10 protein-coding genes and 1 pseudogene are annotated in these 9,180 nt (G+C 60.5%); 8 read left to right on the top strand and 3 right to left on the bottom strand.

What is annotated here, in order from left to right; genetic code table 11:
* Positions 1-446 (top strand): annotated as a pseudogene (locus Q4P21_RS04675) (shikimate 5-dehydrogenase); the annotation flags it as partial.
* Here Q4P21_RS04675 and Q4P21_RS04670 read toward each other — a convergent pair.
* A complete protein-coding gene (locus tag Q4P21_RS04670) occupies positions 443-1,678 on the bottom strand; it encodes a class I SAM-dependent methyltransferase (protein ID WP_303387670.1) in 1,236 nt (411 codons plus the stop codon). The pseudogene Q4P21_RS04675 and the gene Q4P21_RS04670 overlap by 4 nt on opposite strands.
* Positions 1,679-1,824: 146 nt before the next feature.
* Between Q4P21_RS04670 and Q4P21_RS04665 the strand changes: the two genes are divergently transcribed.
* The 5 genes from Q4P21_RS04665 (at position 1,825) to Q4P21_RS16310 (ending at position 6,276) form a co-directional block, all read left to right on the top strand.
* Positions 1,825-2,805, top strand: coding sequence for a siderophore ABC transporter substrate-binding protein (locus Q4P21_RS04665; protein ID WP_303387669.1), 981 nt, complete (start codon positions 1,825-1,827; stop codon positions 2,803-2,805).
* A gap of 12 nt (positions 2,806-2,817) precedes the next feature.
* Complete coding sequence (locus Q4P21_RS04660; RefSeq protein WP_303387668.1) at positions 2,818-3,795, top strand: ABC transporter permease; 978 nt, start codon at positions 2,818-2,820, stop codon at positions 3,793-3,795.
* A 46-nt stretch (positions 3,796-3,841) separates the two neighbouring features.
* The gene (locus tag Q4P21_RS04655; protein ID WP_303387695.1) at positions 3,842-4,876 is read left to right on the top strand and encodes an iron chelate uptake ABC transporter family permease subunit; all 1,035 of its coding nucleotides are present in this window, start codon (positions 3,842-3,844) and stop codon (positions 4,874-4,876) included.
* Positions 4,873-5,628: an ABC transporter ATP-binding protein gene (locus Q4P21_RS04650; RefSeq protein ID WP_303387667.1), complete on the top strand. Its 756-nt coding sequence runs from the start codon at positions 4,873-4,875 to the stop codon at positions 5,626-5,628. Before Q4P21_RS04655 ends, Q4P21_RS04650 begins: the two co-directional genes overlap by 4 nt.
* 423 nt (positions 5,629-6,051) lie before the next feature.
* Positions 6,052-6,276, top strand: a complete 225-nt coding sequence (locus Q4P21_RS16310; protein WP_369598859.1) for a recombinase family protein — start codon at positions 6,052-6,054, stop codon at positions 6,274-6,276.
* A gap of 249 nt (positions 6,277-6,525) precedes the next feature.
* Here Q4P21_RS16310 and Q4P21_RS04640 read toward each other — a convergent pair whose 3' ends face one another.
* Positions 6,526-7,338 carry an ABC transporter permease gene (locus Q4P21_RS04640; RefSeq protein WP_303387666.1) on the bottom strand — a complete coding sequence of 271 codons (813 nt, stop codon included), beginning with the start codon at positions 7,336-7,338 and terminating at the stop codon, positions 6,526-6,528.
* On the bottom strand, positions 7,335-8,225 hold the full coding sequence (locus tag Q4P21_RS04635) for an ABC transporter ATP-binding protein (protein ID WP_303387665.1): 891 nt from the start codon (positions 8,223-8,225) through the stop codon (positions 7,335-7,337). Before Q4P21_RS04635 ends, Q4P21_RS04640 begins: the two co-directional genes overlap by 4 nt.
* A gap of 340 nt (positions 8,226-8,565) precedes the next feature.
* Here Q4P21_RS04635 and groES point away from each other — a divergent pair, with 340 nt between their 5' ends.
* Positions 8,566-8,862: a co-chaperone GroES gene (groES, locus tag Q4P21_RS04630; protein ID WP_038464523.1), complete on the top strand. Its 297-nt coding sequence runs from the start codon at positions 8,566-8,568 to the stop codon at positions 8,860-8,862.
* A gap of 115 nt (positions 8,863-8,977) precedes the next feature.
* A partial coding sequence (locus Q4P21_RS04625; protein WP_303387664.1) for a TCP-1/cpn60 chaperonin family protein occupies positions 8,978-9,180 on the top strand: 203 nt, incomplete at its 3' end.

Here is a 9,180-nt window from a genome sequence, read left to right as displayed (position 1 = left end):
TGCGTGGCTCCGGGGGCATGGCCAAGGCCGTGGCTGCGGCCCTGCACGACGCCGGATACGTGAACGTCACGATCGTGGCACGCAACGAAGAGGGCGGCCGGGACCTTGCCGCGCTCTATGGTTTTGCGTGGACTCCCGAGGCCGCAGCCGGTGCTGGGATGCTCATCAACGCCACACCGCTGGGCATGGCAGGGGGCGGGTCTGGAGAGCAGCAATCGACGCAGTCCTTCACCGACGAGGCGGTGGCGCAGGCACAACTGGTGTTTGACGTCGTCGCACTTCCTGCGCAGACCCCGCTCATCCTGGCTGCCCGCGCCGCCGGCAAGCCGGTTATCACCGGAGCCGAGGTCATTGCGCTGCAGGCGGCCGAACAATTCGTGCTTTACACCGGTGTGCGGCCCAGCCCGGAATTGGTGCGTGAGGCCTCGGAGTTCTCGCGCCGCTAGAGTGCGCGGTGTGGCTGGACCGGGCTGTGGGGTTCAACCACGACGGCGACCCTTTCGTCCCCGATACGGGTCAGGACAAGCGTGGCCTTGTTGGGGCCTTTGCCTGAACCAGTCAGTAGCTGGCGGCGCAACTCCTCAGGCGTGGTGGAGATGCCGCGCTTTTTGATGTCCAGCACGCCGATCCGGTTTGCCTTGACCCAGGCCTTGAGTGCCTTCACGTTGAACGGCTTGACCTCCAAAATCTTGTAGCGGCGGGCAAACGGTGTGTCCACGGGCTCGTCCGAGCACAGGTAGGCGATGTGTTCGTCGACGAGGTGGGCCCCCATGCTCCGTGCCAGATCAGCCACGAGACCGGCCCGGATCACGGCGCCGTCGGGCTCGTACAGGTATCCGGACAGCGGGCCGGGCTCAACATTTTGGGCGGCAGGGTCGTACGCGATGGAGCTGGTGAGTTCATACATGCCCTGAACGCCGGTGACCAGGGCTGCGCGGCGGATGCCGGGACGCGCCAGTGCGTTGAAGTATAGGGCCGCCTCCACGACGTCGCCGTTGACGGAGATCCACTGCGCTTCGGCCGTGTCGGGCACGGCTTCGTGCGGAATGCCGGGGCCCATCTTCACACCAACAGCCAGTCCCTTGTCTGCCAGTGCCTCCACGAATGACAGCGGAGGTGAAAACGCTTCCGGGTCGAACAGGCGGGTAGTCCCGGAACTGCTGGTGGTGCGGCGGGCGGGGTCAAGCCATACGCCTTCAATGCCGCTCAGGTCCACGTCCTCGGCTTTGGCGCACACCACGGTGGCGTGCGGGAAGGGCATGAGGTTGACGGTGGTGCAGGCGGCCGTGACCTCGTCCATCTCCACAGCCGTGACGGAGATGTCAAGACTTGCCATGGCCAGCGAATCCGCACCCAGGCCACAGCCAAGGTCGGCCACGGAGGTGATGCCCGCCGTCCTAAATCTTTGTGCATGCAAGGCGGCAATGCTCAGGCGGGTGGCTTGTTCCAAACCGGCCGGGGTGAACAGCATTTGACGGGCAAACTCACCGAACTTCGCCTCGGCCTTTGCTCGCAGCCGGGCCTGGGTCAAGGCTGCGGCAACAAGCTCCGGGGGATGCCCGGCCTTGCGCAATGACTCATTCAACTTCAGCGAGTCGGCGTCCTTGTAGGGGCCAAGGGATGACAGGAGTTCCCAGCCTTCAAGGGTGAGCAGGGGGGAAATCGCATCGGTGGGCATGCCTAAATCCTAGCTGTTTGGACAACGTGACAAGAGTCACAAGAATTACGTTAGGAATAATTTGCGAAATTATTCCTAACGTAATAGCTTCGAGGACAGCACTTGTAAGGATTGCCTAAGCTAACCTAAGACCTTGGAGAATTTCGATGATGAAGACGCGCCTGCTCGCACTCGCCGCCACCGCCGTATTGGCCCTGACGGCCTGCGGCACCCAGACGTCCAGCACCGACACCGCCGCCAACGCCGCTTCGACAACAGTGATGGTGGAAGACAACAACGGTCCGCACACGCTGACCGTGCCGCTGAAGTCTGTGGTGGCCACCGATAACAGGACGTTCCAGACCCTCTCGGACTGGGGTATCAAGCTCAGCGCGGGCGCCGTGGCACTGATGCCGGCAACAAGCGCCTACAAGTCGGACTCCTCGATTGTGGATTTGGGCAACCACCGCGAACCGAACCTTGAAGCAGTGGTGGCTGTTGAACCGGACCTGATTGTCAACGGCCAGCGCTTCGCCCAGTACCACGACGATTTCGCCAAGCTTTCCCCCAAGGCAACGGTGCTGGAACTTGACCCGCGCGAAGGCGAACCGTTCGACGCCGAGCTGAAGCGCCAAATCTCAGTGCTGGGCGAGGTTTTCGGCAAGCAGGCCGAAGCCAAAAAGCTCAGCAGCGACTTCGAGGCGGCCATTGCACGAGTCAAGGCGTCCTACAAGCCGGAGTCCAAAGTCATGGGCGTCATCACCTCCGGCGGCAACATCAACTATTCGGCGCCGGGCAACGGACGCACGCTCGGTCCGCTGTTTGACATCCTGGGTCTGACCCCGGCCCTTGAAGTCAAGGACGCCAGCACCGACCACCAGGGTGACGACATCTCCGTTGAAGCGATAGCCAAGTCCAACCCGGACTGGATCCTTGTCATGGACCGCGATGCCGCCGTCTCCGCCGATGACGCAGCCTATAAACCAGCCAACACGCTGCTTGAAAAATCCGCCGCGCTGAAGAATGTCACGGCCACCAAGAACGGCAACATCGTCTACATGCCAGCTGACACCTACACCAACGAGAGCATCCAGACCTACACGAAGTTCTTGAACAGCTTCGCGGATGCGCTCGAAGGCAAGAAGTAACGACGGCTGACCATGACAATCACCACGGGAGCCCCATCGAAGGGCCGGCTGTTTGAACCCAAACTACTCATCGGCATTGCCCTTGTGGGGCTCCTATTGGTGTTCTCACTGTTCACCGGCGTCTACGATATTTTCGGTGGCAAGGACGGCGGGGAGATGTTTGCCATCACCCGCATCCCGCGCACCATCGCCCTGGTCCTGGCCGGCGCCGCGATGGCCATGTCCGGCCTTGTCATGCAGCTTCTGACGCAAAACCGCTTTGTTGAGCCCACCACCACCGGAACCACCGAATGGGCCGGGTTGGGGCTCCTGACGGTCATGATCATCAACCCCGGCGCCAGCATTACGCTCAAGATGGGTGGGGCCGTCGCAGCCGCCTTCGTCGGCACCATGATCTTCTTCCTCTTCCTGCGCCGGGTCTCCCTCAAGGCATCTTTGACGGTGCCTATCGTGGGCATCATGCTGGGAGCCGTAGTGGGGGCCGTCTCCAGCTTCATTGCACTGCAAACCAATATGCTCCAAAGCCTAGGGATCTGGTTTGCCGGTTCCTTCACGTCCGTGCTGCGCGGGCAGTACGAAGTGCTGTGGATTGTGGCCCTGGTGGGCGTTGCCGTGTTCCTCATCGCGGATCGTTTCACCGTGGCAGGCCTGGGTGAGGAAATTGCCACCAACGTGGGGCTGAATTACAACCAGATCATGCTGCTGGGCACGGGGCTCATCGCCATCGCCACGGGCATTGTCACGGTGGTGGTGGGGAACCTGCCGTTCCTTGGATTGATTGTGCCCAACATCGTCTCCATGTTCCGCGGAGACGACCTGCGGGGGAACCTGCCCTGGGTGTGCCTCCTGGGCATTGCCATAGTGACGGTGTGCGACCTGGTGGGAAGGACCATCATCATGCCCTTTGAAGTTCCCGTCTCCCTGATCCTCGGAGTGGTGGGTGCCCTGGTCTTCATCGCACTCCTGTTGAAGCAGCGCCGCAATGGCTGAGGCGCCCACCGTTCGCCGCACCCCGCCTCGCACGGACAGGGCACCCATGCACACTGCCCGGGCTGGCCTGCACCACGGCGGCCGTGCGTCCGGGGCACTGCCCACGGCCCACTCCCGCCGGCGCTACTGGGTGGTGCTGGGCGTGCTCATCTTCCTGGCCGTGGGATTTGGCTTTGGTCTGCTGGCCTGGGATAACCCGATGCCCATGGGAAGCACAGGGTTCTGGCGCATTGCCGAAATGCGCGGGACAAGCGTGGTGGTCATGATGGTGGTAGCCATTTGCCAGGCCATGGCGACAGTGAGCTTTCAGACAGCGACCAACAACCGGATCATCACGCCGTCGATCATGGGCTTTGAATCCCTGTACATCGCCGTGCAGACCGGTGCCGTGTTCTTCCTCGGCGCAGCCGGGGTGACGGCCATCCAAGGCAATGCCCAGTTTGTCCTGCAAATCCTGCTCATGGTGGCGCTCTCCATGGCCCTTTATGGCTGGCTGCTCTCGGGCAAATACGGCAACCTCCAAGTCATGCTGCTCATCGGCATCATCATCGGAGGCGGACTCGGCTCCATTTCGGCGTTCATGCAGCGGTTGTTGACGCCCAGCGAATTCGATGTGCTCACGGCCCGCCTTTTCGGCTCCATCTCCAACGCCGAAATCAGCTACTTGCCCATCGCCATCCCGCTCTGCCTGGGTGCGGGGCTACTCCTGCTGTTCAATGCCAGGCGCTTGAACATCATTGCCCTGGGCAGCGACACCACCACCAACCTGGGGCTGAACCACCGCTTTGAGGTCATGCGGGTGCTGTTCCTTGTCTCGATCCTCATGGCCACCTCCACCGCTCTTGTTGGACCCATGACGTTCCTCGGCTTCCTTGTGGCCACCCTGGCCTACCAGCTGGCCGACAGCTACGACCACCGCTATGTTTTCCCCATCGCGGTGCTCATTGGCTTCGTGGTTTTGGCTGGGGCGTACTTCATCATGAAGAACGTCTTCTACGCCCAGGGTGTCGTCTCGATCATCATCGAGGTTGTGGGCGGCTCCGTCTTCCTGTTCTTCATCCTGCGAAAGGGCCGCCTGTGATCACGCTGACCGACGTCAAGAAAAACTACACCAGCGAGGTGGGGATCGGCCCCGTCACGCTGGAGATTCCGCAGGGCGGAGTTACAGCTCTCGTGGGGCCCAACGGTGCCGGAAAGTCCACGCTGCTGACAATGATCGGGCGCTTGCTGGGCATGGATGCGGGTGCCATTGAGATTGCCGGATACAACATTTGCCGCACCGGCTCGAAGGACCTGGCCAAGATCGTTTCCATCCTGCGCCAGGAAAATCACTTCGTCACCCGGCTCACCGTTCGCCAGCTGGTGGGTTTTGGCCGTTTCCCGCATTCCAAAGGCCGGTTGACTGCTGCGGACGAAGAGGTCATCAGCCGTTCCGTGGATTTCCTGGGCCTCAAGGAGCTCGAGAACCGTTACCTGGATCAGCTCTCCGGCGGGCAGCGCCAACGCGCCTACGTGGCCATGGTCCTGGCCCAGGATACGGACTATGTGCTGCTTGACGAACCCTTGAACAATCTGGACATGAAGCATTCGGCGCAAATGATGGCGCTGCTGAAAAAGGCCGCCATGGAGCTGGGGCGCACCATCGTCATTGTGCTGCACGACATCAATTTTGCTGGTCATTACGCGGACCATATCTGCGCAGTAAAGAACGGCCAGGTCATTGAGTTTGGCACACCGGAGCAGATCATGACCGACACGGTTCTCAGTCGCGTTTTCGACACCCCCGTCCAGGTCATTGACGGTCCGCGCGGACCGCTGGCGGTCTACTACTAACCCCAACTCCAACGCTCGGTTACTTTAGGGCCGTTTTTCACGGACGCTCGGTTGGATCCGGGGCGAAAATTCCCAACGCTCTCGCAGCAATGGTTGCTTTTTGCCGGACCCTATCCCAGCAATGGTGCGTTCTTCGCGCACGCTGCCCTGCAACATGGTGGCATCTTCAGGAGCCGACTGCACGGAATGGAAGAAGGCGTATGCAGTGCTGCACGTGTCCGTAAGGGGGTGGGTATGCAACACACCAAGCTGCATGGTCAAAATGCTGATCGGCTACGGGCGTTTCACTACCTGGGCGTCGAGTCTGAGCGCCTTCATATTGACCTCGGCTTTACCGCTACCAACATGAACCGTGCCGGACTCCGCGAAGTGCTAGCCGCATGACGGACTGGAAATGTCTTCGTTGTTACCAAGCTGGACCGCTTGGCCAGCTCCGTTAGAAATGCCCATGAAATTGCGGATGAGCTCGCCAGCCGTGAAGTGAAGCTCTACATCGGCGGCTCCTCCGTTGACCCCACCGATCCAATGGGAGAACTCCTTTTCAGCGTATTGGAGATGATTGCAGAGTTCGAAGCTGGCCTTATCCGAATGCCCACGCGCGAAGGCGGGAAGGCTGCCTTGGTCAAGGGGTGGCACCGGGCTGTTTAGTATTGGTCGACCCACCGGTTACCGCGTCATCGAACGCGGGCAGCTGAGGCAGGCTAGTCACCACAGCCCTGAATTTCCGTGCAACGCACTTCAGCCACTTTGTGCACTCGACTTTGAAAATGACACATGGGATAGGGTTCACGATTTTCCGGCCATTGCTGTAACAGTGTTGGTCAGGGAAAAGCCTCGAAAGTGACTGAGCATTGGCAAAAAGACCCCCGAATCTAACCGAGCGTCTTGGTTGGGCGGTCAGCTGTCCTTGCGGATCCACCGGAACGTGAGGCGGCACAGGATGAGTCCCACCACGAGCCACAGCCCGAGGACCAGGGCCACCAAACCGAGATCCCATGCACCGCTTGGCTCGGCGACTTCAAAGGAGGCCGGCAAGAACACGCTTCGCATGCCTTGTGCCATCCATTTCAGCGGGAAGATGCTGGCAAAGTTCTGCAGCCAGCCGGGCAATTGCGCAAAGTTCAGGTACACCCCGGAAATGAATTGCAATAACAACACAATCGGGATGACCACAGCCGTGGCACTCTTCCCTGTGCGGGGGAGCGCGGACAGCGCAATGCCCAAAACACAGCTGGTGATGACGCCAAAAAGAAATACCCACGCAAATGTCAGCCACTTCTCGGGCTCTGTTGGCAGCTCCACATTGAAGGCATAGCGCGCCACGAGCAGCAACAAAATAACTTGAAACACGGAGCTGACAAGCACCATGCCGATCTTGCCCATGAAATAGGAAAATACTGGCAGGGGAGTTCCGCCGAGCCGTTTGAGTGTGCCGTCACCCTTTTCCCCGGCAATGTCCACGCCCAGGTTTTGCACTCCGCTGAGCAGCATTCCGGCCGCCACCATGCCGGGGACGTAAAAGGCGGCCCAGGAGATGCCGCCACTGCCATCCGGGGCCGCACCGATATTTCCGCTCGTGCTGAAGGCCACCGCAAACACGGACAGCATCAGGATGGGGAACAAGAACGTGAAGAAGACGGAGTCGCCTTGGCGAAAATACAGTCTGAGTTCATAGGCTGTGCGGGAGAATCCCAGCTGGATCGTGTTCATGCTGATTCCTTTTCGGCTGGATCGCTCGCGTCGGCTGCGCCTTTTCCGTGGGCAGCGACCATGGACAAATAGATGTCCTCGAGACTGGGCCGGGTAATTTCAAGCCCCGGCACCTCTCCGCCCTTCTCTGTATAAAGCCGGGTCGCGAGCGCTGCCGGCTCCGGTGTGCGCTCTTCACGCACGACGCCGTCCTGCCGCCACCGCACGAGCGGCACCCTCGCCTCGGCCCCGCCAATCGTGTCGATGGGGCCGATGTCAACCAGTTTCCCGCTGACAATCACCCCGGCCCTGTCAGCCAGAGTTGCTGCCTCATCCAGGTAATGGGTTGTCAGCAAAATGGTGGTGCCCTCAGCCTTGAGCTGGTTGATCAGCGCCCAAAATTGCCGCCGGGCCGCCGGGTCAAATCCGGTGGTGGGTTCATCCAGGAACAAAAGCTTGGGGCGGCCGATGATGCCCAGTGCCACGTCCACGCGTCGGCGCTGCCCTCCGGAGAGTTTGCTGATCCGCGTCTTCGCTTTTTCCGCCAGCCCCACCGCGTCGATGACCTCGGATACCTTGCGGGGGTTGGGGTAGTAGCCGGCAAAGTGTGTCAGCTGCTCCAACACCGTGACATTGCCGCTCTCACCGCTGGACTGCAGCACAATCCCCAGCTGGGCCTTCCAGTCCAGTCCGCCGCGCTGCGGGTCAACACCCAGAACCTGCACGTCGCCGCTGCTGCGGTCCCGGTAGCCCTCAAGGATTTCAATGACCGTACTTTTGCCGGCACCGTTGGGGCCCAGCAGTGCAAAAGTCTCTCCCGCAACGATGTCGAAAGAAACGCCGTCCACGGCCATGAAGCCGCCATAGGATTTCGTCAGGTCACGCACCTGCACAGGATTCGGGGTCATGGGTTCATCCTTGCATCGGACGGGCTGTGTGACCAAGTGATTCATGGAGGACCTTCGCTGTCCAACCACACCCACCCCACATTGGGCGCCGACGGTGCGCCGTGAGCGAAACCCGGCCCGCCGACGTCGTACATTTGGGTGAAAATCTGGCACTCGCCTTGACCGAGTGCTAATGAAAACTCTAGAGTCGGAGTTAGCACTCTCACCCTGAGGGTGCTAACTCGCTTTTCTTTTTTGCCAAGGGGCACCACCGGCACCGCGACGACGGTTGGCACCTAACAAACTTGGCAAGGAAGTCAGCCAGCCATCCATAGAATTTACGTGTGAAGGAGAGGTCCGAGTGTCGGTCTCTATTAAGCCTCTTGAGGATCGTATTGTTGTTCGCCAGCTCGAAGCAGAGCTGACCACCGCTTCAGGTCTGGTCATCCCGGACACTGCCAAGGAAAAGCCCCAGGAGGGCGAAGTTGTGGCAGTGGGCCCCGGCCGTGTCGATGACAACGGCAACCGTGTCCCGATCGATGTTGCCGTTGGCGACGTCGTCATCTACTCCAAGTACGGTGGAACCGAAGTGAAGACCGGTGGCGAAGAACTGCTGGTTCTGTCCGCCCGCGACGTACTGGCAATCGTCGTTAAGTAACGACTTTTTGCTCCAGTAACCACTTTTGTAAAGCCCCGCGCCGGGCAAACCGGTGATCGAGCCTGTCTGGATCATCGTATGCGGGCGCGGGGTCTTTGCGTGAAAGGACAAACGCATGGCAAAGCAGCTTGAATTCAACGACGCCGCACGCAAGGCCCTCGAGGCCGGCATCAACAAACTGGCGGACACCGTCAAGGTGACCCTCGGGCCGCGCGGGCGCAACGTTGTGCTTGACAAGAAGTGGGGAGCTCCCACCATCACCAACGACGGCGTGACCATCGCCCGCGAGGTGGAGCTTGAGGACCCCTACGAGAACCT

Origin of the sequence: Arthrobacter sp., from assembly GCF_030540645.1 — a bacterium.
Taxonomy (GTDB): domain Bacteria; phylum Actinomycetota; class Actinomycetes; order Actinomycetales; family Micrococcaceae; genus Specibacter.
Note: the sequence above shows the minus strand (reverse complement) of the source record. Positions and strands in the feature narration are given on the sequence as shown.

Excerpts from the sequence above, each read along its gene's own strand:
- Q4P21_RS04670 (WP_303387670.1), bottom strand. The coding sequence starts at position 1,678 with ATGCCCACCGATGCGATTTCCCCCCTGCTCACCCTTGAAGGCTGGGAA.
- Q4P21_RS04665 (WP_303387669.1), top strand. The coding sequence starts at position 1,825 with ATGATGAAGACGCGCCTGCTCGCACTCGCCGCCACCGCCGTATTGGCC.
- Q4P21_RS04660 (WP_303387668.1), top strand. The coding sequence starts at position 2,818 with ATGACAATCACCACGGGAGCCCCATCGAAGGGCCGGCTGTTTGAACCC.
- Q4P21_RS04655 (WP_303387695.1), top strand. The coding sequence starts at position 3,842 with ATGCACACTGCCCGGGCTGGCCTGCACCACGGCGGCCGTGCGTCCGGG.
- Q4P21_RS04640 (WP_303387666.1), bottom strand. The coding sequence starts at position 7,338 with ATGAACACGATCCAGCTGGGATTCTCCCGCACAGCCTATGAACTCAGA.
- Q4P21_RS04635 (WP_303387665.1), bottom strand. The coding sequence starts at position 8,225 with ATGACCCCGAATCCTGTGCAGGTGCGTGACCTGACGAAATCCTATGGC.